We start from the raw sequence: 19,726 nt of genomic DNA on the forward strand, positions 1-19,726 counted from the left end.
AGGTGGTCCAGCTAAAATTATATAGCGCAAAGCTACGCGCCCCCCTTGCCGGCTCAGAGGCCTGAGAATTATCCTTTTGTTGTGGTAATGTTGGTAACATTGGCAGTGGGCGTACTATTGGTTCGGGCGGCATCCTTTCGGGTCCGAAAGCAGTACAATACCCTGCTAGCCCGCCCTTTACTCCGCCGCTTATGGTTCCCTTCCCTACTTCCGACGCGTCCGCTCCGCGCGACCCGCAGCTTTCGGCCGCCAACCTGCGCCTGGCTCTCGATGAGTTGGATGCCAAAATCAAGACCCTGCACAACCGCGCCCACGCCACGGCCGCCGGCTCGGCCAACACCTACGAGGCCCACGCCACCGCCCTCGAAGCCAAGCGCGCCCGCCTGGCAGCGCAGCTCGCGCAGGCCGGCACTCCTGCCTCCGGCTCCGAGCCCGGCCCCTGGCAGCAGCTGCGGCAAGACATCGAAAACCTGGGCCACGACGTACAGGCCTTATTGTAGCTGGTTGCTGTTGACTAATGGCTTAATCCTCTTCAAAAGCACTTCCCAAACGGATTTCCTCCCTTCAGTCCATCGTCTTTTTTACCGTTATGAATAAGATTTTCTCCTTGCTCCTTCTGGCCTTCGGCCTGAGCCTGACCCTTCCGGCCACCGCGCAGTCGCGCCCCAAGCTGAAAAAGCGCGCATTTTCCCACACTTCAGAATCAAGCAAGGGCAAAAACAACAAAGCCCATTTCCGTCGCGAAAATGGCCCAAACCTCCCGGTTATCGACTTAAAACCCCATAAGTTGGAATCCTTCAAAACTGCCAAAGCACCCAAGCCTTATAAATATTACAACCCGCGCTAGGGTCGCGTTGCCATGACCAGCCAAAGCCGTCGCTTCTGCCGAAGCGGCGGCTTTGCTTTTTCGCCTCCCGCCGATAATCCGAACCGCGGAGTAAGTCCGTAAGCACTTATCTTTAATTACAATATCACCGCGACGCTTCTGCCTGATGAAAAACACGTTACGCGCCCTGTTATTCTTGCTAATAATTGGACTGGGGCAGTCGGCAATGGCTTTGCCTGCGCCGCCCACCATCCCCGGCCGCGTGGTGCTCAAACTACGGCCCGGGCAGACTCCGGCCGTCCTGGAGGCCGCGCTTAACGCCCTGAGCGCCCACGGCCTGCAGCCGAAATTTCCGCACACCCAAGCCCCCAGCGCCGAGCGGCCGGGCAGCGTGGATTTGCGCGGCATCTATCAGGTTGAGCTGCCTGCCACCGTGCCGCTCGACCGCGCCCGAACCGTGCTGCTGGGCACTGGCGCCGTGGAGTACGTGGAGCCGCTCTACATCCGCCAGCCACTATACCAGCCCAACGACCCCCGGGCCGACTCCACCCTCACCAGTCTCACGGCCAGCCAGTTCTACCTCAAGCAAATCCGAGCCTACCGCGCCTGGGACGTGACGCGCGGCGACAGCAGCATCGTCATCGGCATCACCGACGGCGGCGTGCGCCTCACCCACGAGGATTTGCGCCAGCAAATCAAGCACAACTACGCCGACCCCGTGAACGGCCGCGACGACGACGGCGACGGCTACGTGGACAATTTCACCGGCTGGGACCTGGCCAACAACGACAACGACTGCGGCTACGACATCAACATCATCCACGGCTCCTTGGTGGCCGGCGTGGCCGCTGCCCGCACTGATAATGGCCTCGGCATTGCCGGCCTGGGCAACCGGTGTCGGTTTTTGCCCCTGAATATTTACCCCAACACGCCCACGGGCAGCTTTGCCGGCTACGAGGCCATCGTGTACGCCGCCGACCACGGCTGCCAAGTTATCAACATGAGCTGGGGCGCGCCGGGTGGCTACTCGCGCTTCGAGCAGGACGCCATCACCTACGCCGCCGTGAACCGCGACGCCGTGGTGGTGGCCGCCGCCGGCAACACCAGCGCCGATATCCTGTTCTATCCCGCTTCTTACGACCATGTGCTGTCGGTATCAGGCGTGAGTAGCACCGACCAGAAAAGCCCCGCCGCCACCTTCAACCACCGCGTCGACATGGTGGCCCCGGGCCTGAGTATCCTCACTACGCAGGGTTACCACACGGTATCGGCGGGTGGCGTGGCTGATGCCGACTACGTGGCCGTGGGGGGCACCTCGTTTGCCGCGCCGCTGGCGGCGGCAGCGGCGGCGCTGGTGCGGTGGCGCTTTCCGCAGCTCACGGCGGCCCAGGTGATGGCCCGCCTGCGCCAAACCACCGACAACATCGACGGCCTGCCCGCCAACGCGGCCTGGGCCGGCCGCCTCGGCACAGGCCGCCTCAACGTGCTGCGCGCCCTCACCGCCAGCCCCAAGGAGGCGCGCGTCATCGCCAGCACGTTCCTGCCCGCCCGGCCCGCCTACGCCCCCGGCGACACCCTGCGCCTGGCCGTGGACGTGCAGAACCTGTTGCAGCCGGTGGCCGGGCTCACGGTCACGCTCACCTCGCTCTCGCCCTACGTCACGGTGCGGCAAGGCAGCTTTGCGATGGGCAACATGGCCACGCTGGCCCGCGCCACCAACTTCACCGCACCCTTCCGGCTGGCCGTGGCCGCCAGCGGCATTCCGCTCAACACCACCGCCACGCTGCGCTACCGCATCACCGACACGGGCGGCTTCCAATACGACCAGTTCGTGGACCTGCTGCTGAACCCCGACTACGTGGTGCTTGATGCCAATGACCTGGTTCTCAGCCTCACCAGCCGCGGCAATCTGGCCTTCGACAACCTGGCCGGTACTGTGGGCATGGGCCTGAGCTACCGCACCAGCGGCAACATTCTGAGCGAAGGAGGCCTGCTGCTGGCCACTTCGCCCACCCGCGTGTCGGACCGGCTGCGCACCAGCGGCGGGCAGTCGCGGCAGTCATTTTTCAGTCTGCGGCAAGCCACCCGCCAGCAGCCCGGCCCCCGCGCCGACCAGGAAGCCCGCGTGGCTTTTCAGGACACCATTCCGGTAGCGGGCAGCCGCGTGCGCAGCGTGGGCGTGGCCGTGCGCCAGCGGGCCTACGCCTGGGCCATGCCTGGCCGCCGCGATTTTGTGGTGCTGGAATATTCACTCAAAAACCTAACCGCCGATACCCTCAAACCGCTCTACGCCGGCATTTTTACAGATTGGGACCTGCCCAACCCCGATGGCGCGGCCCGCAACGCCGCCGCCTACGACACGGCCCGCGCCTTGGGCTACTGCTACGCGCTGGGCGGACCGGCCGGCACCACGCCCCCGGTAGCCTACGCGGGCATCCGGCTGCTGCGCGGCGGCACGCCGGCCGTGTATTCCATCGATGGAGGTGCTCCCGCCGGCTCTCCCATCCGCCTGGCCGACGGTTTTTCAGTGGCCGAAAAATTCCTGGCCCTGAGCAGCGGCACCGCCCGCGCCCAGCGCACCGCCGGCCTGCCCGACGGGGCCGATGTGTCGCAGGTGGTGGGCACGCGCCTGGCCCGGCTGGCCCCCGGCGACTCCACCACGGTAGCTTTCGCTGTGCTGGCCGCACCCACGCTGGCGCAGCTCCAGGCCTCGGCCGATGCAGCGGCGACGGTGTACGGAGCGGTGCTGCCCACACGCCCGGCCGCTTTGCCAGCAGGCTTTAGTGTTTATCCCAACCCTGCTACCGGCTTGCTGCGGGTTGAGCTAACGGCCGGATTGGGCTTGCGCGAGCTGCTACTCTGCAACGCGCTAGGGCAAGTAGTGCGCCAACAGGCGGCTAGCGGCACGGCTGCTGCCCTCGACCTGGCAGGGCTGGCGCCGGGGCTGTACGTGTTGCGGGCACAGGGCACCGGCGGCATCCTCACCCAGAATGTGGTGTTGCGCTAGCAGGCAGCCACTCGCGTCAGCAATGTCATCACCCAGGTCATTTATCCACCGGTTAATGCACCGTCCAAAGCTCGTTCCAGCCGGTGGTGTAGCGGGGCGACCGATGGGCGGAGCGCCCCACCCAGGCCGGTGCTAGCGGCTGGCCCGCCGATGATTTAACCCCAACGGCTGCCGCCAGCTGCACCAGCGGCCGGCCGTAGCGGTTGTTCAGCGCATCCAAGGTTGTCATCAGTTGTTGGCGGCGCTGCTGGTCGGCCGCCGGGGCGCTAAACAGGCCCAGCTGCACCTGCCCCATCGGCTCCAAACCGCTGAGCAGGATGCCCGCCCGGTGGTAGGCCACGCCGGGCCGGGCCAGCTGGCGCAGTCCGCGCAGGGCTGCCTGTGTGAGCACCGCAGTGTCGCTAGTGGCATCGGGTAAATTGACCACGGCGGTGCGGGTGGCCGGGCCGGCCGTGGGCACGTAGCGGTCGGTGCCCAGTATTACCGTCACCAGATGCGCGGCCAGGCCGTGTCGGCGCAGCTTCACGGCGGCTTTGGCAGCAAAAGTGGCCACGGCCTCGGCCAGCACGGCGGCCTCGTGCTGCGGCCGGCCGAAGGAACGGGTGCAGGTGACGCTGTGGCGGCTGGCCGGGCCGGGGCTTAGCTGGGTGCCATCATCGTCCCATTCGGCCGGGTTCCAGTCGAGGCAGGGCTGGCCGTGCAGCTCGCGCCACAGCCGCTGCCCCACCACGCCGCCCAGGTGCCGGCGCAGCCAGGGCTCGGGCAGAGCCGCTAAGGCCGCGCCCGTATCGATATTCATTTCCAGCAGCTTGCGCGCATAGCGCCGGCCAATGCCCCACACGTCGGCAACGGCGGTTTGGGCCAGGGCGGCCTCGCACTCGGCGGGAGTGGCCAGCACCAGCACGCCCGTAGTGCGCTGGCGGCGGGCCAGGCGGTTGGCCAGCTTGGCCAGGGTTTTGGTGGGCCCGATGCCCACGCAGACCGGAATGCCGGTGTGCTTTATCACGGTTTCGCGCAGCTCTCGGCCGTATTTCATTAAGTCCGGCGCAAGCAGGTTCATACCCCGGAAATCCAGGAAGGCTTCGTCAATCGAGTAAACCTCCACGCCCGCCGCGAAGGTGCCCAGCACCTGCACCACGCGCCGGCTCATGTCGCCATACAAGGCATAATTGGAGGAAAACACGCGCACTTGGTGCTGCTCCAGCAGCGGGCGCACGAGGTGGTAGGGCTCGCCCATTTTCAGGCCCAGCGCCTTGGCTTCGTCGGAGCGCGAAATCAGGCAGCCGTCGTTATTGGAAAGCACTACCACGGGCCGGCCCTCCAGCTGCGGCGCAAACACCCGCTCGCAGGAAACATAGAAATTATTGCAGTCGACGAGGGCGTACATAGACCTGGAAGTTTAGTTCGGCGGGAAAATCCCGCCATCTATCGGTTTCTACCTATGTATGGGAATAGGAAACCTACGTTTGTAGGGTACCCTGGCTGCGGAGGGGGCTGGCTAGCGCCGGCCGGCCCCGGTGCCATTACCACTCAGCGAATGAATAACGTGCGTGACCACTCCCCACACCACCAGGCCCATGTCGCGGCTCACGGGCAGGGGCGGGTAGCGGGGGTTTTCGGCCACCAGCCAGGGCTGGCCGGCGCGCAACTGCAAGCGCTTGAGGGTGTGCTCGCCCTCCACCACGGCCACCACGATGCTGCCGTGGCCCGGGCGCAGGGCGCGGTCCACGGCCACAAGGTCGCCGGGCTGGATGCCGGCCCCGGTCATGGAGTCGCCGCTGACGCGGGCCAGGAAAGTAGAGGCCGGATTTCGGAACAGGAGTTGCGTGAGGTCGAACGGCGCGTCGAGTTGGTCGTCGGCGGGCGAAGGGAAGCCAGCCGGCACCGGGCAACTAAACATTGGCAGCTCCCGAGTGCTAAAATGAGAAGCAGCGATAAAATCGCCAATACATGTAATCATAACAATATTCAGGATATCAAGCAGCACCGTACCGCGCCCCTAATTACTAAATAAATTAGCCAATTGTTTCACCTCACCCTGCTCATTACACAACAAAATTTTATCAACCGCTTTAAAACATTCATGGTATAATCATGTTACAAACACTAAATTCCTAAACTAATCCCTAAAAAAGCCTAAATAAAATTCTTTCCAATTTTTTTAGTTTACCGTAATAATTGTATCTTTGGGTATGTCAAACGTCAAGCTCCCTACGCCGCTGCCCGTGCAGCAATTTGCCCGTTGCGTGAACGACGCGCAACGTCCGGCCGACTACGTTGGCGACTGGCCCGAGGCCGGCCGCGTGTACGCCGTGCGGGTATTGCCGCACGTGCGCACCGGTCATCCGCAGGTGCACGTTCTTGGTTTCTATGCCGAGCGTCCCTACGGGGCTTTTGCCGCCCACCGCTTCGAACAAGTGGCGGACGTATGGTTGAACTAGGCCGCGCCGGCCGTTCGCCCGATGGTTTCATCCCTTAAGACCCCGCTGGTTTCATCGCCGGCGGGGTCGGTTTGTTTTAGGGGGGTGGGTAATCACGGATAAAAGAACGTCATGCTTCGCTGCGCTCTGCATGACGTTCATTATGTCTATTCCAACACCCCGGCTACCGGCCGTAGATGTGGAAAATCCCTTTATCCGAAGGCGTCCAGAGGCAGGCACGCTGGCCGCTGGCTTTCAGGGCGTTGTTGGTCCAGGTGTTGCAGGTGTAGAGGAAGCTGTAGACGCGGTGGGCTTCGTAAAAAGCGTCGTCCTGGCCGTAGCTGTGACCTTTGATGTGCTGGGCGCGGCCTGCGGCATCGAGGGCAAAGCTGCGCTGAATGTAGGCAATCAGGCGGGCGTACTCGGCGTGGCTGAGATGGAGCGGGATGGTTTCGGGGCCGGGCGCGAGGCTATGGAAGTAGGTGGTGTGCATGGCCGAGGAGCCCAGCCAGAACGCGGCCACGAAGGCGGTGCTGAACTTGAGGTCGGCCCAGGTGGGCGTGTCGAGGTAAAATCCCTTGTCGCCCCAGCCAAAGGCGATGTAGCGCATGGTGCTGTCCTGCGAGGGAATGTTGGCGATGGGCAGCGACTGGCTCCAGTCAATCTGCTCGGTTTTGATGGGCAGCACAATGTCGGTATGCACACCGTTGGTGTGCAGAAAAACGGTGACATCGGCCGGGGCGTTGGGGTCGGTTTTGGCTACCGGAATGGCGGACAGCACCAGGGCGGAACCGATGTAGAGCGCCGCCACGCCGAGGATGCCGCCAATGGTATAGCCGGTGAATTTTAAGGTTTTACGAAGCGTAAGCGGCATGAATCAGGGAAAGCAGATTTATTGAGCGACGCCCGGACGCTGGCTGTCGCGGGTGTTTTTCTGCACGGCGATGGCCGCGAACATGCTCAGCAGAAACGACATGGCGTAGAAGCCCTTCTCGCTCAGGGTGAGCGTGGCATTCCAAAGCCCAACGGTGAGCAGCAGAATGCACAGTACGGTAGAAAACCAGCTCAGGCCGTAATAAATATTGGTCACGGGGATGCCTTCGAGGCGGTCGCGCACGCTTTTTTGCAGGGAAATGGCCGAAAACAGGCCGTACATGAGCACCGTGAAATAGTAGCCTTTCTCATTTAGCGGCATGGCGGCGTTCCAGAGGCCGATGATGAAGGCGGCCAGGCCGGCCAGCAGGGCCACCCAGGAAGCGGCGATGAAGGCGTTGGATGGTTGCGGTTGGGGGTTCATGGGTGCGTGGAAATGGTGGGGTTTAGCGCCGCCAAGTACGGCAGAAATTGGGGAAGCTCCGGGCCGGCGGCAGTCTGTACTTTTGCCCGGCTGCCGCCAGATGCAGCGGCTTCTCCCTCCCCTTTCCATGTGGACCTCAACCTCCGAGCGGCTGGCCGCCCTCGACGCCGAATGGCGGCAGCCCACGGCCCGCTTTCGTAACTTCCCGCTTATTGCCCGCTACCACGCGGCCGTGCAAGCGGAGCCTGCCTACCATCGCCTCGACCAGCAGACCTGGACTGACCTGAACGGCGACGAGCTGTTCACGCTGCTGGACGGCACTGTGAGCCGCGTGGGCCAGCAGTGCCTCTACCACCGCCTGCACAGCCCGCTGGATGATGCTCAGGCCCTACGGGAGTTCGACGAAGCGGCCGGGTTCTTCGCCGCCCAGCCCGCTGAGCGTGGCCAGGTGCAGCTGGCCCTTAGCTGCCTCAACTCCACTGCCGCCTACTACCTAGCCGACCTGCTGGCCGGTGAGCCGCTGCCCGAGCTGCCCTGGGCAGCGGCGGCTCCGGCGCTGGTTTTGCTGCTGCTGGCCACGGTGGTGGGCGGCTTCTGGATGCCGGTGCTGTGGCTGCTCACGGCGGGGCATCTGCTGCTGCACACAATACTGCACATCTGGAGCCGGGCGCGGGTGGTGGCCGGCGTGCGGCCCATGCTGCAGCTGGGCAGCCTCTACCGCGCCGGGCGCGACCTGAGCCGCCTGGGCCTGCCGCTGGCGGCGCTAAGCGGGCTGGCCGCGCCGCTAGGCCGGCTGGGCTCCCTCGTGAATAAGGTGGCTTTTTTGCAGTTCGAGGGCCAGCTGCAATCTGACCTGGCCGCCCTGCCGTGGCTGATACTGGAATACATCAAGATTGTGCTGCTGCTCGACTTCATCGTGTACCACCGTTGCCGGCGCGACGTGGAGCAGCACGCCGACGCCATCCGGGCCGTGTTTGAGGCCGTGGGCTATGCCGATTGCGCGGTGGCAGTGGCGGGGTTTCGGGCCAGATTTTCGCACTGCGCCCCGGATTTTACCACTGAAGAAACCGGCCTGCGCCTCACAGCCTCCTACAACCCGCTGGTGCCCGGCTGCGTGCCCAACGACCTGACCGTGACCGAGGCCAGTGTGCTGCTCACGGGCTCGAATATGTCGGGCAAAACCACGTTCATGCGTACCATCGGGCTTAATACGCTGCTGGCCCAGACCATTGCCACCTGCCCGGCGGCGGCCTACGCGGCTCCGTTCCGGCGGGTGGTGTCCAGCATCAACCTGGCCGATAACCTGCCCGAGGGCAAGAGCTACTACTTCGCCGAGGCCGAGGCGGTGCTCGGTTTCATTCGGCAAGCCGAGGCGGGCGGCTACCTGTTTATTCTCGACGAGCTGTTCAAGGGCACCAATACGGTGGAGCGCATCGCGGCCACGCAGGCGGTACTGGCGCACCTGCAAGCGCGCAGCCTAGTGGTGGCCTCCACGCACGACGGCGAGCTGGGCGCGCTCCTGGCCCCGGCTTTCACCGAGTACCATTTCTCCGAGACCGTGACCGAAACCGACTGGTACTTCGACTACCGGCTCAAGCCCGGCCCGCTCACCACCCGCAACGCCATCCGGCTGCTGGCCCGGGCGGGCTACCCGGCCGATATTGTGCAGCAAGCCCTGGCCCTGAGCCGCACGCTGGACGCGGCCGGCTGAGCGAGTTACGCCCTGCAACGGTTGAAACGGCAACTTTTTAGCCCCTCTGCCCGAACAAGCAGGCTATGAACTTTGCCGTTATCACCCCTACTCACCAGCGCCGCGAGCTGCTGCCCGAGGCCGTGGCCAGCGTGCGCGCCAGCATCAGCGCCCCCCTCGATTTTTCCTTTGAACACCTGATTTACGACAGCGGCTCGCGCGATGGCACGGCCGCCTACCTGCGCGAGGCCGCTGCCCAGCCCGGCCCGCCGCTGCGCCACTGGCACGCACCCGGCTGCCTGCTGGCCGGCGAAGGCCGCAACCGCCTCATTGCAGAAACGGCGCCCGATGCCTGGATTGTGCCCCTTGACGACGATGACATCCTGCTCCAGCGCACCCTGCACAACTACGCGGCCCAGATTCAGGTCCACCCCGGCCGGCCGTGGTTCGTGGCCGATTTCCTGCGCGTGGACGAAACGGGCCGCTACCTGCCCAACGAGGATTATTACGCCTGGCAGTTTGAGTCGCCCACGGCCATGCTCCACGCCATTTTCCGGGCCGAACACTTCATCCAGGGCAACGTGTGCTACAACCGGGCTTTCGTGGACGAAGTAGGCGGTTACGACGGCGAGTTAAAGATGGCCGAGGACCTCGACCTCTATGTGCGCTTTCTGCTGGCCGGGCAGCTGCCGGTGCTGTGCCCGCACATCAGCCACCTGCACCGCTTCCATGCCCGCAACGTGAGCATTGGGGTGGATGCCGAGACGCATAACGCCGATTTGCGGGTGATTTATCAGAAATATGCGAAGGAACTGAAAGCGCTGGGTATAACCGAACCAGGGAAGTAGCCGGACGCTTATTTTTGGGCTTTTGCCCGCCCCATGTCTGCCCCCGCACCCCAGGCCTTAGAAGAAGTGTACGCCATTCCGGCCGCCTACCGGAAGATGGAAAACACGCACATCCTGTTCTGGCTGCTGAAGGACATTGCCTGGTGCATGGTGTGGCGGCCGCTGGGCCTGCTGATGGTGCTGCCCACGCTAGGCATTGCCCTCGTCATTGCCTGGCGCACCCGCGCCTACGCCTCGGAGCTGGCCCACAACCTGGCCATCGTGTTCTGGATTACGGCCAATTCCTACTGGATGACCAGCGAGTTTTTTGGGTTCGATACCGTGCAGGTGGCCCCGCACGTCACGGGCAAGCACCTGGCGCTGGTGCCGTTTCTCATCGGGCTGGGCATTCTGCTGTATTACTACCTGGTGACAAAGCCCCGCGAAACCCGCGCCAGCCAGGTGGCTACGCTGTAATGCAACAGCGCGGTAGCGCGAACCATCCAGCTCACGCCACCGACCTTCTTTGTTCTGCATGACTCCCGACGACAAACAACAAACCCGCATCGAGCTTCGCGCCTGGCAGCTGAAAATGCAGCGGGCACCATCGTTTCTCAATAACTTTGCCCGGCGCGTGCAGGTGCGCCTCAATGCCTTCCTGCCCGAAAAGGTGCACCAGGCCATCACGGCCGCCATCCGGCAGATGGTGCGCGGCGTGCTTTTCGGTTCGCAGCACACCACCGGCAAGGTGCTGACCGATGCCTCTTTTGCGCAGCGCGAAACGGCCGTGCGCGGCCAGATTCGCAACTACCGCACCATGGCCACCGCCGAAGGGGCCATGACCGGCGCGGGCGGCTTCCTGCTCGGCCTGGCCGATTTCCCGCTGCTGCTCGGCCTCAAGCTCAAGCTGCTGTTCGATGTGGCCGCCGCCTACGGCTACAACGTGCACGACTACACCGAGCGCCTTTACCTGCTCTACGTATTCCAGTTGGCCTTCAGCAGCCAGCACACCCGCAACGCTACCTACCGCCGCCTCGCCGACTGGGACGCCTACCGCCTCACTTTGCCCCTGAACCCGGAGGATTTCGACTGGCGCACCTTCCAACAGGAATACCGCGACTACATTGACCTCGCCAAAATGGCCCAGCTCCTGCCCTTCGTGGGTGCGGCCGTGGGCGCCGTGGCCAACTACAAGCTCATCGACCAGCTCGGCGAAACGGCCATGAACTGCTATCGGATGCGGCATTTCGCAGCCCGGCAGCTGGAAAAGCCCTAGCTACTACCGCGCTGGTGCGGGCACGGCTTTCGTCCGAAAAAATGCATCCGTCTTTTGATTGAACTCGTCCGCGTGTTCCTGTAAGGTAGCGTGGCCGCTGTTCGGAATTATCCATAACCAGGCGCGGGGCAGGTTTTGGTAAATGGCCACCGTGTGCTCGGGCCGAATCACGTCGCGGTCGCCAGCAATAATGAATGCCGGCACCCGCACGCGCCGCAGCGCCGCCAGCGGAATATTGGGTTGAAACACGTCCAGACAAAACACCTTCCAGTCGTTCCGGCGCTTCGGGTCGGTGAATTTGGTGTTGCGGTTTTCCTGGTAGCCGCGCTGCTGCTGCTGCCACAGGCTGGGCATCAGGGCCGTCGAATCGGGCCAGAGGTTGGCTCCGGTAGCTACCAGCCGCTTCACCTTTTCGGGGTGGCGCAGGGCCAGCACCAGCGCGTTGATGCCGCCGTCGCTCCAGCCCAGCACGTAGGCCGAGTCAATGCGCAGACTGGTGAGCAGGCTGGCAAAGTCGTCGGCCATCATCTCGAAGCTCAGCGAGTCGCCGGGGTCCACGGATTTGCCGTGCGCCCGGCTGTCCACGGCAATGACGCGGTAGCGTTGGGCGAAATAGAGAATGTTTTTGGCAAAGGCCGAGATGTTGTCGCCGTTGCCGTGAATCAGGAGCAGCGGCGGACCCTGGCCGTAGGTTTCGTAGTACAGCTTCACGCCGCGCACCAATTGGTAGTGCCCGGCGGCGGGGTTGTTGCCGTAGGGGACTGTGGGCTGGGCGGCTAGGAAGTGGCTGAGGAGCAGGCTCAGCACAAATAGCAGTGTTTTCATTGCTGGAATAAAGAGTCATCAAACGGTGTCTGAGCTACTGGTTTCGGCCGCGAAAAGAGACGTGCGAAGAAAATGCCAGCCACCATAACTGCTGCGCTCAGCACCCACAGCCAATATCCAGTTCCATGACTCACAATGGTTGATTTACCACCTGCTTCGTTGACTAGTACTTTGTCAAAGACCAGAAATAACAGCATCAGCAGCAAGGTGGCCATACTGCTGATGGGTGTGAATCTAGGGGATATGAAAACCAGTACCCAGGTTGCCAGCAAAGTCAAGTTTGCAACCCACAGAATTGAGGCCAACTCGCCCATAAAAATGCCTAGCCCCCCTACCAACAGCAAGCTCATGGCTCTTGTGCATTCGCCGTTTTTGTCTGCTAAAGTGCAGTAAGCGTAATGCGATAGCGACATTGCGAAAATGGCTATGCTGATTACGACTGCCAGACGCCTTATTATCTCTTCGACGTGGTTGCGGTTCATGCTCAAACTTATGAGGTGGAAAAACAACAACGGCCGCCCCGGTTTCCCGAGGCGGCCGTTGCAGCTTAAGTAGCTAGCGCTACTCGCTTACTTCTGCGAGAGGTTGGCGCCGCTGGCTTCTTTCATGCGAATCAAATTCAACGCCGAACCAGCCTTGAACCACTCAATCTGACCTTCGTTGTAGGTGTGGTTGAGGGTAATGAGGTCGGTGTCGCCGTCGGCGTGGTGCAGGCGGGCCTGCAGGGGCTGGCCTTCGGTGAAGGTGGTCAGGCCGAGGATGTCGATGGTGTCGCCCTCCTCAATCAGGTCGTAGTCGGCCTTGTTGGCGAAGGTGAGGCCGAGCATGCCCTGCTTCTTCAGGTTGGTTTCGTGGATGCGGGCAAAGCTCTTCACAATCACGGCGCGCACGCCGAGGTGGCGGGGCTCCATAGCGGCGTGCTCGCGCGAGCTGCCTTCGCCATAGTTCTCGTCACCGATTACCACGGTGCCGATGCCGGCGCTCTTGTACGAGCGGGCCGACTGCGGCACGGTGGTGTAGCCGTCGCCCTGCACCGCGAAGTTGCGCACCTTATTGGCCTCGCCGTTAAAGGCGTTAGTGGCCCCGATGAGCATGTTGTTCGAGATGTTATCCAAGTGGCCGCGGTATTTCAGCCACGGGCCGGCCATCGAAATGTGGTCGGTGGTGCACTTGCCCTGGGCCTTGATGAGCAGACGCAGACCCATCAGGTCAGTACCTTCCCAAGCCTTAAAGGGCTCAAGCAGCTCCAGACGGTCGGACGACGGGTTCACGATAACCTGCACGCCCGAGCCGTCGGCGGCGGGCGCCTGGAAGCCGGCATCCTCCACGGCAAAGCCGCGCGGGGGCATTTCCACGCCCTGGGGCTCGTCGAGCTTCACGGGGCCGTTGGCACCTTGCAGCGAGTCGGTGAGGGGGTTGAAGGTCAAATCGCCGGCAATGGCGAAGGCCGTCACGATTTCGGGCGAGGCCACGAAAGCGTGGGTGTTCGGGTTGCCGTCGTTGCGCTTGGCAAAGTTGCGGTTGAAGCTCGTGATGATGGAGTTGCGGCGCTTGGGGTCGTCGGTGTGGCGGGCCCACTGGCCGATGCACGGGCCACAGGCGTTGGCGAGCACCACGCCACCCATGTCGGCAAACGTGTCGAGCAGGCCGTCGCGCTGCACGGTGTAGCGCACCAGCTCCGAGCCGGGCGTGATGGTGAACTCAGCGTTCACGGTCAGTCCCTTATCCACGGCCTGCTTGGCGATGCTGGCCGAGCGGGTGATGTCTTCGTAGCTCGAGTTGGTGCACGAGCCGATGAGGCCCACTTCCAGCTTCTCGGGCCAGCCGTGCTCCTTCACGGCCGCAGCGAATTGCGAGATGGGCCAGGCGGCGTCCGGCGTGAACGGACCGTTCACGTAGGGCTCCAGCGTGTTGAGGTCGATTTCGATGAGCTGGTCGTAGTAGCGCTCGGGCTGGGCATACACCTCGTCATCGGCGCGCAGGTGCTGGCGCACAGCGGCGGCGGCATCGGCGATTTCGGCGCGGCCGGTGCCGCGCAGGTAATCGCCCATCTTCTCGTCGTACGAGAACACCGAGGTGGTCGCGCCAATTTCCGCGCCCATGTTGCAGATGGTGCCTTTGCCGGTGGCCGAGAGGCTTTCGGCGCCATCGCCGAAGTACTCCACGATAGCGCCCGTACCACCTTTCACGGTCAGGATGCCGGCCACTTTCAGAATCACGTCTTTGGCCGAAGTCCAGCCGTTCATGCGGCCGGTCAGTTTCACGCCAATCACCTTGGGGAACTTCAGTTCCCAGGCCATGCCGGCCATCACGTCCACGGCATCGGCGCCGCCTACGCCAATGGCAATCATGCCCAGGCCGCCCGCGTTGGGGGTGTGCGAGTCGGTGCCAATCATCATGCCACCGGGGAAGGCGTAGTTCTCGAGCACTACCTGGTGAATGATGCCGGCGCCGGGCTTCCAGAAGCCGATGCCGTACTTATTGGACACCGAGGCCAGGAAGTCGTACACTTCCTTGTTTTCGGAGTTGGCTTCGGCCAGGTCGGCGGTGGCGCCGTCTTTGGCCTGAATGAGGTGGTCGCAGTGCACGGTGCTGGGCACGGCAGCCGTGGCCTTGCCGGCCTGCATGAACTGGAGCAGCGCCATCTGGGCGGTGGCATCCTGCATGGCCACGCGGTCGGGGGCGAAATCGACGTAGGAAACGCCGCGCTCGTAGGCCTGCTTAACATCGCCACCGTAGAGGTGGGCGTAGAGGATTTTCTCGGTGAGGGTGAGCGGGCGCGCCACCGCGGCGCGGGCCGCTTCGATGCGGGAACCCATGCCGGCGTACACGGCGCGAATCATTTCCAGGTCGAAAGCCATAGGATGCGTGTTATAATAGAGTGATTGCGCAAATGTAGCACTCCCGGCAAGTTGGACCTAGCCCAAATGCACGGATGCGGGTTTGCGAAGGATTAACGCGGGTTTTTGGGGTTGCGTTCGGGGTGAAGACGGGTTTTCACCGCAGAGGGCGCGGAGGTTTTCGCAGAAGAGCCGCAGAGGGCGGGCGGCAACCTATTGGTGGGGTTGGTGGTTGGTGGGGCTTGCGCGTGCATTTTTGCGCTTACTTATGAATAACAATCTTCTCCGCCTGATGGCGATGGCCACGCTGGGCCTGGGGGCCTGCCAGTCCAATACTTCCACTTCTGCTGAAACGGCTGCTGGCGGCGGCGCGGCCGCTCCAAAGCTCACGCCCGGCCCCTGGCGCGGCGTGCTGGCCACGCAAGGTCAGGAAATCCCGTTTCTGTTCGAGGTGAAAGACGAAGCCGGCCAGCCGGTGGTGTACCTCATCAATAAAGGCCTGAACGGCGAGGAACGGCTGCGCTGCGAGGACATCAAATCGGCCGGCGACTCGACCACCATTCGCATGCACGCCTTTGATGCGGCGCTGGTGGTCCGCGCCGATGGCCAGGGCAAGCTGAAAGGCACCTGGGTGAAATACGATTCGAAAACGCCCTACCGCGTACCGGTTACGGCCACAGCAGGCGCGCAGGAGCTGTTTCCGGTCGCGCAGTCAACCGAAAAGTCGGGCAACTTTGGCGGCACCTGGCGGGCCACTTTCGGCGAAGGCAAGGAGAGTTACCCGGCCACGGGCGTGTTTACCCAGCAGGGCAACCACCTCACCGGCACCTTCCTCACCACCACCGGCGACTACCGCTACCTCAGCGGCGTGGTGAACGGGCAGAAAATGGCCGTGAGCACCTTCGACGGCAGCCACGCCTTCCTGTTCACGGCTCAAAACGGGCCAAAGGAGCCAATTGACATCACCAAAGAATACGCCCCCAACACGCTGTTCGGCGACTTCTACTCCGGCAAATCCGGCCACGAAACCTGGACGGCCGTGCCCGACCCTAAGGCCAAGCTGCCCGATGCCGACACCCTCACCTACCTCAAAAAGGGCGAAAGCCGGCTGAATTTCAAGTTTCCGAACGTGATTGAAGGCAGCAGCATCTCCCCCACCGACCCCAAGTACCGCGGCAAGGTAGTGGTGCTGCAAATCCTGGGCTCGTGGTGCCCCAACTGCATGGACGAGACCAATTTCCTGGCCCCGTGGTACGAGAAGAACAAGGCGCGCGGCGTAGAAATCATCGGCCTGGGCTACGAGCGCAAGCCCGATTACGCGGTATCGGCGGCCAAGCTGCGCAGCATGCGCGAGCGGTTCAAGATGGGCTACGACGTGGCCTTTGCGGGCGTAGCCGACAAGGATTCGGTGGCAAAGTCGCTGCCGCAGCTGGCGAAATTTCTGGCTTTCCCCACCACCATTTTCCTCGATAAAAAGGGCAATGTGCGGAAGATTCATACCGGCTTCTCGGGGCCGGGCACGGGCAAGTATTACCAGGAAGAAATCAACGGCTTCAACAAGATCGTGGATAAGCTGCTGAAAGAGTAGATAAGGGCATCAGGGCCAATCCGAGAAGGGTTTGTCATTCCGACGAAGGAGGAATCTGGTAATTATATCCAGATTCCTCCTTCGTCGGAATGACAAACCCTTTTTTTAGTGCGGGAGAGGACAACCGGGGCACATTGCGTAGTATATTGTGATATGCAATTATTCTTCCGGCCGCAGCCTTGCGCAGTGGCCTGGGGGAGGCGGCATTTCTCTTCACCTCATTTATTCCGGCCATGAAAAACATCCTGGTTTGCACCGATTTTTCGCCCGAAGCCCACAATGCTTTTGAGGTCGCTTTGCAGCTGGCCAAGCGCACGGGCGGCCGTCTCACGCTGCTGCACGTGCTGGAAGAAGCCGAGGGCGTGGCGGGCGGTTTCAGCACGATGGGCTCGTCGGCGGGCGGCCACAGCGTCGACCGGATTTACACCATCAAGCTGCTGGAAACGACCAAGCGGCGAATGCACCTACTGCGCGATGAAGCGGCCATGCTGGCCCCCGAAGTACCGGTGCAGGACGAGGTGGAAATTGCCCGCGTCGGCGACGGAATTCTGCACGCCATCAACCGTGACCACCCCGACCTTGTGGTGCTGGGCGCGCGCGGCCACGGAGCAGTGGAGCACTTTTTTGTGAGTTCCACCACCGAGCGTGTCATTCGGCTGGCGCCCTGTCCGGTGCTCACGGTGAAGCACCCGCACACCGATTTCGACGTGCAGAATATCGTGTTTCCGTCTGATTTTGCTGCCGATGCCGCTAGCGCCCTGGAGGGCTTGCGCCAGGTGCAGGCCGACTTCCCCAACGCCACGCTGCACCTGCTGCACGTGGCGGCCGGCAGCAGCGGCCACGTGGCCCAGCAACAAATGGAGGCCTTTGCCCAGCAGCACCACCTGCTCAACTGCCAGACAGCCGAGGTGGACGCGGAGCGCACCAGTGTTGGCATCGAGGAATACGCCCAGAATGTGGGGGCTGACATGGTGGTCATTCCTACCCACGCCCGCTCGGGCCTCAGCCGCTTCCTGCGCACCAGCATTGCCGAAACCGTGGCCACCCACGCCTTCCCGCCGGTACTGACGTATCATTTAGCGGCGTAGGACCCAGCTGTTCTGGAATCCAAACTTTGCCTACTCTCGCACCCGCAGCCGTACCTGAAAATCGTGCTTCGGGCGGAGGGTGATAAGCGGCTGCACGGCCACGGGCGGCTGGCCGGCCACCCACTCGATATCGAACTGGCGCAGCAGCTCCAGCGTCACAAGTTGCATTTCGGTGAGGGCGAACTGCATGCCGATGCACAGACGCGGCCCGCCGCCGAAGGGCACGTAGGCATTGGCCTGCACTGGCCGCGCCGCGCCGGGCGCAAAACGACTAGGGCGAAATTCCTCGGGGGCTGCCCAATATTTTGGGTCGTGGTGGAGGCCGTGGAAATAGAGCGAAAACAGCGTGCCTTGCGGGATGCGCAGGCCCTGATATTCATCGTCGGCCAGGGCCACGCGGTCCACCATCCAGGCGGGCGGGTAGTGGCGCATGGCCTCCTGCACGGCATACAAAGCAGTGCCGAGGCGTGGCAGGTCCTCGAACGCGGGCGTGCGGCCGGCCAGCACGGCGGCCATTTCCTGCTGAATGACCACAGCCTCGGCCGGATGGTGGGCCAGCAGGTAAGTGAGCCAGGTGAGGGCGTTGGCACTGGTTTCGTGGCCAGCCACGAGCAGGATAAGAGATTCGTCGATGAGCCGGTCCGTCGGCATGGGCTCGCCGTTGTCCTCGTAGCGCACATCGAGCAGCATCTGCAGCAGGTCGTCGGGCGGGGTGCTGCCGGGCTGGGCGTTGGCCTGCTGGCGCTGGGCGATGAGGCCGCCCAGCAGCGTGCGCAGCTCGGCGGCCAGCGCATCGTGGTAGGCAAAGCGGCCCCGCAGCCGGAACCACGGCTTGAGGTAGGGCTGCCGGATGGAACGCACGAAAAATGCCTGAATCTCGGTAATCAGCCCCGCCAGCCGGTCCAATTCGGCCTCCGGGAAATTGGTGCTGAACACCGAGCGGGCGATGATGCGAAAGGTGAGGCGCGTCATCAGCTCGTGCACGGCCACGGTGGTGGCACCGCCCGCACTCGTGGCCTGCGCCACCAGCGGAGCCAGCGTTTCGGCCGTGATTTCCTGCATCAGGCCGGTGAGGCCCGCCACCCGCTGCCGGTGGAAACCGGGCTGAATGAGCCGGCGCTGCCGCAGCCAGTCGGGGCCGTCGTTGGTGAGCAGGCCGTGGCCGATATAGCGCGAAAAGCCCTGCGTGAACTTCGATTTGGCGTAGTTCCGGTTGTTTTTCTGCAGCACGTGCTGAATCAGGCCGGGGTCGCGGGTGAGAATGCTTTTTTCCACCCCGCCAATGAACAGCTCCACCGTGTCGCCATAGCGCGCCAGCGTATCATTCAGCACCGGCAGCGGGTCTTTGGCCAGCGCAAACGAGCGCAGCAGCGAGCGCCAGCGCGGCAGCCGGGGCAACCGAAACGTGTTTGCCGGGGCTTTTTCAGATGCGGGCAACTCAATCATAACACCGGGCCACACTTGGATGCGGCCCCCAAAAATAACCCGGCGCGGCGGGCAGCTCATCTTTTTTCAAACCAGCCGCGTACAGCCAGATAAGGCCCCGTGCCAACCTACTTTCTTTTTCCAAACTTCCCGCTCCTTATGTGGATTCATCAGCAACCCAACGCCCCCGCTCCGCTCGCCGACCTGCAAGGCCGCACCGTCGGCCTCAAGTTTGAGTGCAACAAGTGCCACACCGAAGTCTTCACCGACCTCATCGGGGTGCCTGCTCCCAACGACCAGGCCGACTCGCCCACCCACGCCGACAACCACGAAATCGAGGAAATAAAGTGCCCCGGCTGCGACATGACCCACACCCTGGAAGTCGACAGCACTTTTGATGGTGTCACCTTCAAAGTGAGCGAAGTGAAACCCGGCAGCGTGAGTTATCAGGTATCAAAATAGGACCACGGATTCATGTGGATTTTTCGGATTTCGCGGATTTTGTAGCCGACTTCCGATTTCCCTTTCTTGCTTTTTCTTTTTGAATTTGAATAAGAGAAACGAATAAAAAAAGCCTCTCGCATGAGAGGCTTTTTTTATTATGAAAGCATTAGTTG

Annotated in this window: 19 protein-coding genes; 11 read left to right on the forward strand and 8 right to left on the reverse strand. The window is 62.7% G+C overall.

The features are described from left to right. Nucleotides 1-191 precede the first annotated feature (191 nt). From I7X13_RS13520 to I7X13_RS13530, 3 genes are all read left to right on the forward strand, one after another. Entirely contained in the window at nucleotides 192-500 is a 309-nt protein-coding gene (locus tag I7X13_RS13520; protein WP_198075901.1) for a hypothetical protein, read from the forward strand. A gap of 89 nt (nucleotides 501-589) precedes the next feature. Next, complete coding sequence (locus tag I7X13_RS13525; protein ID WP_198066547.1) at nucleotides 590-847, forward strand: hypothetical protein; 258 nt, start codon at nucleotides 590-592, stop codon at nucleotides 845-847. A gap of 145 nt (nucleotides 848-992) precedes the next feature. Further along, nucleotides 993-3,833 carry a S8 family peptidase gene (locus tag I7X13_RS13530; RefSeq protein ID WP_198075902.1) on the forward strand — a complete coding sequence of 947 codons (2,841 nt, stop codon included), beginning with the start codon at nucleotides 993-995 and terminating at the stop codon, nucleotides 3,831-3,833. Nucleotides 3,834-3,885: 52 nt separating this feature from the next. Here the strand turns inward: I7X13_RS13530 and I7X13_RS13535 are convergent, their stop codons facing one another. Both I7X13_RS13535 and I7X13_RS13540 read right to left on the reverse strand, forming a co-directional pair. Next, entirely contained in the window at nucleotides 3,886-5,220 is a 1,335-nt protein-coding gene (locus I7X13_RS13535; RefSeq protein WP_198075903.1) for a Y-family DNA polymerase, read from the reverse strand. A gap of 111 nt (nucleotides 5,221-5,331) precedes the next feature. Next, on the reverse strand, nucleotides 5,332-5,733 hold the full coding sequence (locus I7X13_RS13540) for a LexA family protein (protein WP_233454784.1): 402 nt from the start codon (nucleotides 5,731-5,733) through the stop codon (nucleotides 5,332-5,334). A gap of 292 nt (nucleotides 5,734-6,025) precedes the next feature. Here I7X13_RS13540 and I7X13_RS13545 point away from each other — a divergent pair, with 292 nt between their 5' ends. Then, complete coding sequence (locus tag I7X13_RS13545) at nucleotides 6,026-6,274, forward strand: hypothetical protein (RefSeq protein ID WP_198066551.1); 249 nt, start codon at nucleotides 6,026-6,028, stop codon at nucleotides 6,272-6,274. Between the two features lie 163 nt (nucleotides 6,275-6,437). On the opposite strand, the gene I7X13_RS13550 is transcribed toward I7X13_RS13545, so the two are convergent. Both I7X13_RS13550 and yiaA read right to left on the reverse strand, forming a co-directional pair. Further along, nucleotides 6,438-7,127: a TIGR02117 family protein gene (locus tag I7X13_RS13550; protein ID WP_198075904.1), complete on the reverse strand. Its 690-nt coding sequence runs from the start codon at nucleotides 7,125-7,127 to the stop codon at nucleotides 6,438-6,440. An 18-nt stretch (nucleotides 7,128-7,145) separates the two neighbouring features. Beyond that, nucleotides 7,146-7,550, reverse strand: a complete 405-nt coding sequence (yiaA, locus tag I7X13_RS13555) for an inner membrane protein YiaA (protein WP_198066553.1) — start codon at nucleotides 7,548-7,550, stop codon at nucleotides 7,146-7,148. A gap of 127 nt (nucleotides 7,551-7,677) precedes the next feature. Between yiaA and I7X13_RS13560 the strand changes: the two genes are divergently transcribed. The 4 genes from I7X13_RS13560 to I7X13_RS13575 all read left to right on the forward strand — a co-directional run bounded on the left by I7X13_RS13560 (nucleotide 7,678) and on the right by I7X13_RS13575 (nucleotide 11,343). Beyond that, entirely contained in the window at nucleotides 7,678-9,261 is a 1,584-nt protein-coding gene (locus I7X13_RS13560; protein WP_198075905.1) for a MutS-related protein, read from the forward strand. Between the two features lie 65 nt (nucleotides 9,262-9,326). Continuing rightward, nucleotides 9,327-10,088 (forward strand): glycosyltransferase family 2 protein, encoded by a 762-nt coding sequence (locus tag I7X13_RS13565; protein ID WP_198075906.1) that lies wholly within the window; start codon nucleotides 9,327-9,329, stop codon nucleotides 10,086-10,088. Nucleotides 10,089-10,121: 33 nt separating this feature from the next. Then, complete coding sequence (locus I7X13_RS13570) at nucleotides 10,122-10,544, forward strand: hypothetical protein (RefSeq protein WP_198066556.1); 423 nt, start codon at nucleotides 10,122-10,124, stop codon at nucleotides 10,542-10,544. Between the two features lie 58 nt (nucleotides 10,545-10,602). After that, on the forward strand, nucleotides 10,603-11,343 hold the full coding sequence (locus I7X13_RS13575) for an EcsC family protein (RefSeq protein WP_198075907.1): 741 nt from the start codon (nucleotides 10,603-10,605) through the stop codon (nucleotides 11,341-11,343). A gap of 3 nt (nucleotides 11,344-11,346) precedes the next feature. Here I7X13_RS13575 and I7X13_RS13580 read toward each other — a convergent pair whose 3' ends face one another. The 3 genes from I7X13_RS13580 to I7X13_RS13590 form a co-directional block, all read right to left on the reverse strand. Beyond that, nucleotides 11,347-12,168 (reverse strand): alpha/beta fold hydrolase, encoded by an 822-nt coding sequence (locus tag I7X13_RS13580; RefSeq protein WP_198075908.1) that lies wholly within the window; start codon nucleotides 12,166-12,168, stop codon nucleotides 11,347-11,349. Next, nucleotides 12,165-12,650 carry a hypothetical protein gene (locus tag I7X13_RS13585; protein WP_198075909.1) on the reverse strand — a complete coding sequence of 162 codons (486 nt, stop codon included), beginning with the start codon at nucleotides 12,648-12,650 and terminating at the stop codon, nucleotides 12,165-12,167. Before I7X13_RS13585 ends, I7X13_RS13580 begins: the two co-directional genes overlap by 4 nt. 87 nt (nucleotides 12,651-12,737) lie before the next feature. Further along, nucleotides 12,738-15,029: an aconitate hydratase gene (locus I7X13_RS13590; RefSeq protein WP_198075910.1), complete on the reverse strand. Its 2,292-nt coding sequence runs from the start codon at nucleotides 15,027-15,029 to the stop codon at nucleotides 12,738-12,740. Nucleotides 15,030-15,276: 247 nt separating this feature from the next. Between I7X13_RS13590 and I7X13_RS13595 the strand changes: the two genes are divergently transcribed. After that, complete coding sequence (locus tag I7X13_RS13595) at nucleotides 15,277-16,596, forward strand: peroxiredoxin family protein (RefSeq protein WP_198075911.1); 1,320 nt, start codon at nucleotides 15,277-15,279, stop codon at nucleotides 16,594-16,596. 233 nt (nucleotides 16,597-16,829) lie between these two features. Continuing rightward, nucleotides 16,830-17,684 carry a universal stress protein gene (locus I7X13_RS13600; protein WP_198075912.1) on the forward strand — a complete coding sequence of 285 codons (855 nt, stop codon included), beginning with the start codon at nucleotides 16,830-16,832 and terminating at the stop codon, nucleotides 17,682-17,684. A 30-nt stretch (nucleotides 17,685-17,714) separates the two neighbouring features. Here the strand turns inward: I7X13_RS13600 and I7X13_RS13605 are convergent, their stop codons facing one another. Then, nucleotides 17,715-19,121, reverse strand: coding sequence for a cytochrome P450 (locus tag I7X13_RS13605; RefSeq protein ID WP_198075913.1), 1,407 nt, complete (start codon nucleotides 19,119-19,121; stop codon nucleotides 17,715-17,717). 147 nt (nucleotides 19,122-19,268) lie between these two features. Between I7X13_RS13605 and I7X13_RS13610 the strand changes: the two genes are divergently transcribed. Beyond that, nucleotides 19,269-19,571 (forward strand): hypothetical protein, encoded by a 303-nt coding sequence (locus I7X13_RS13610; RefSeq protein WP_198066564.1) that lies wholly within the window; start codon nucleotides 19,269-19,271, stop codon nucleotides 19,569-19,571. The last annotated feature ends 155 nt before the right edge of the window (nucleotides 19,572-19,726 follow it).

The organism is Hymenobacter negativus (assembly GCF_016056375.1).
GTDB classification, from domain to species: Bacteria; Bacteroidota; Bacteroidia; order Cytophagales; family Hymenobacteraceae; genus Hymenobacter; species Hymenobacter negativus_A.

Bases quoted from the DNA above. Each gene is read 5' to 3' on its own strand.
- I7X13_RS13520 (WP_198075901.1), top strand. From the start codon at position 192: ATGGTTCCCTTCCCTACTTCCGACGCGTCCGCTCCGCGCGACCCGCAG.
- I7X13_RS13525 (WP_198066547.1), top strand. From the start codon at position 590: ATGAATAAGATTTTCTCCTTGCTCCTTCTGGCCTTCGGCCTGAGCCTG.
- I7X13_RS13530 (WP_198075902.1), top strand. From the start codon at position 993: ATGAAAAACACGTTACGCGCCCTGTTATTCTTGCTAATAATTGGACTG.
- I7X13_RS13535 (WP_198075903.1), bottom strand. From the start codon at position 5,220: ATGTACGCCCTCGTCGACTGCAATAATTTCTATGTTTCCTGCGAGCGG.
- I7X13_RS13540 (WP_233454784.1), bottom strand. From the start codon at position 5,733: ATGTTTAGTTGCCCGGTGCCGGCTGGCTTCCCTTCGCCCGCCGACGAC.
- I7X13_RS13545 (WP_198066551.1), top strand. From the start codon at position 6,026: ATGTCAAACGTCAAGCTCCCTACGCCGCTGCCCGTGCAGCAATTTGCC.
- I7X13_RS13550 (WP_198075904.1), bottom strand. From the start codon at position 7,127: ATGCCGCTTACGCTTCGTAAAACCTTAAAATTCACCGGCTATACCATT.
- yiaA (WP_198066553.1), bottom strand. From the start codon at position 7,550: ATGAACCCCCAACCGCAACCATCCAACGCCTTCATCGCCGCTTCCTGG.
- I7X13_RS13560 (WP_198075905.1), top strand. From the start codon at position 7,678: ATGTGGACCTCAACCTCCGAGCGGCTGGCCGCCCTCGACGCCGAATGG.
- I7X13_RS13565 (WP_198075906.1), top strand. From the start codon at position 9,327: ATGAACTTTGCCGTTATCACCCCTACTCACCAGCGCCGCGAGCTGCTG.
- I7X13_RS13570 (WP_198066556.1), top strand. From the start codon at position 10,122: ATGTCTGCCCCCGCACCCCAGGCCTTAGAAGAAGTGTACGCCATTCCG.
- I7X13_RS13575 (WP_198075907.1), top strand. From the start codon at position 10,603: ATGACTCCCGACGACAAACAACAAACCCGCATCGAGCTTCGCGCCTGG.
- I7X13_RS13580 (WP_198075908.1), bottom strand. From the start codon at position 12,168: ATGAAAACACTGCTATTTGTGCTGAGCCTGCTCCTCAGCCACTTCCTA.
- I7X13_RS13585 (WP_198075909.1), bottom strand. From the start codon at position 12,650: ATGAACCGCAACCACGTCGAAGAGATAATAAGGCGTCTGGCAGTCGTA.
- I7X13_RS13590 (WP_198075910.1), bottom strand. From the start codon at position 15,029: ATGGCTTTCGACCTGGAAATGATTCGCGCCGTGTACGCCGGCATGGGT.
- I7X13_RS13595 (WP_198075911.1), top strand. From the start codon at position 15,277: ATGAATAACAATCTTCTCCGCCTGATGGCGATGGCCACGCTGGGCCTG.
- I7X13_RS13600 (WP_198075912.1), top strand. From the start codon at position 16,830: ATGAAAAACATCCTGGTTTGCACCGATTTTTCGCCCGAAGCCCACAAT.
- I7X13_RS13610 (WP_198066564.1), top strand. From the start codon at position 19,269: ATGTGGATTCATCAGCAACCCAACGCCCCCGCTCCGCTCGCCGACCTG.